At 43.0% G+C, this 1,565-nt stretch carries 2 rRNA genes; both read left to right on the top strand.

The window, feature by feature from the left end:
* A 23S ribosomal RNA gene (locus DFP81_RS18075) occupies positions 1 to 82 on the top strand; the annotation flags it as partial.
* Between the two features lie 181 nt (positions 83 to 263).
* Positions 264 to 378, top strand: a 5S ribosomal RNA gene (gene rrf / locus DFP81_RS18070).
* Positions 379 to 1,565: the final 1,187 nt, after the last annotated feature.

The following is a 1,565-nucleotide window of genomic DNA, read 5'->3' as shown; positions in this document are numbered from 1 at the left end:
ACTAGGACGTTGATAGGTTGGGTGTGTAAGTGCTGTGAGGCATTGAGCTAACCAATACTAATTGCTCGTGAGGCTTGACCATATAACACCAAAGTGGTTTAGATGAGAAAACACTCATCAAAGACACATAGAATTACGATGAAAACATCGGTTTAAAACTTGATTTACGTTATTTCAAAATGAATTGTTAAAGATCCAAGCATGTCTTCGCGTGTTTTGGTAAGCGAACGAAAGAACGCACCAGAACGAACGCAACCGAATTGCTTGACGATCATAGAGACGTTGAACCACCTGATCCCATCCCGAACTCAGAAGTGAAAAGCGTCATCGCCGATGGTAGTGTGGGGGATCCCATGTGAGAGTAGGTCGTCGTCAAGCTTATAATTAAGAGAAACCCCATTCTGCTACGCAGGGTGGGGTTTTTTCGTTCAAAATACCGGTTCAAAATATTTAAACACACCACATGGTCGTGTGGGGCTCTTATGAAGGAACGCATGTGAGAGTAGGTCGTCGTCAAGCTTATAAATGCTAAGAAGCCCTGATAGCTAACGCTGTCAGGGTTTTTTTATGCCTAAAATAAGTGCTAGAACATAATCCTCCACACCGTGTGGGGCTCTTATGAAGGAATGCATGTGAGAGTAGGTCGTCGTCAAGCTTATAATTAAGAGAAACCCCATCCTGCTACGCAGGGTGGGGTTTTTTCGTTCAAAATACTGGTTCAAAATATTTAAAAACACCACATGGTCGTGTGGGGCTCTTATGAAGGAACGCATGTGAGAGCATGTCGTCGTCAAGCTTATAATTAAGAGAAACCCCATCCTGCTACGCAGGGTGGGGTTTTTTCGTTCAAAATACTGGTTCAAAATATTTAAAAACACCACATGGTCGTGTGGGGCTATTATGAAGGAACGCATGTGAGAGCAGGTCGTCGTCAAGCTTATAAATACTAAGAAGCCCTGATAGCTAACGCTGTCAGGGTTTTTTTATGCCTAAAATAAGTGCTAGAACATAATCCTCCACACCGTGTGGGGCTCTTATGAAGGAACGCATGTGAGAGCATGTCGTCGTCAAGCTTATAAATACTAAGAAGCCCTGATAGGTTATCCTGTCAGGTTTTTTTTTATGCCTAAAATAAAGAGGAAAGCATAATCCTCCACACCGGGCACTTTTATCTAGGACAGGCATAGTTAAAATCTAGCAATCATGAGCCTTACAGGCTTTTTGAGATGCAGAGATGGTCTGGTGTAGATTGGATAAGCTTGTGCCACCAGATACACTCCTTTATCTAGGACAGGCATAGTTAAAATCTAGCAATCATGCGCCTTACAGGCTTTTTGAGGTGCCGAGATGGACTGGTGTAGATTGGATAAGCTTGCCCCACTAAATACTCTCTTCTATCTAGGACAGGCATAGATAAACCCCAGTAATGGTGCGGCTTATCGTGTGGTTAAGCCTATTTTCCGTATCTCATCTATACTTAATCTTTGTTTTCTCAAGGAAGAGGAACGGGATTATGCCCATGCCCAGAAGTCAGCAGGTTTGCTTAGACGATACCCCTTATTATC

Origin of the sequence: Marinomonas pollencensis, assembly GCF_003387375.1 — a bacterium.
In the GTDB taxonomy this organism is placed as follows: domain Bacteria; phylum Pseudomonadota; class Gammaproteobacteria; order Pseudomonadales; family Marinomonadaceae; genus Marinomonas; species Marinomonas pollencensis.
Note: the sequence above shows the minus strand (reverse complement) of the source record. Positions and strands in the feature narration are given on the sequence as shown.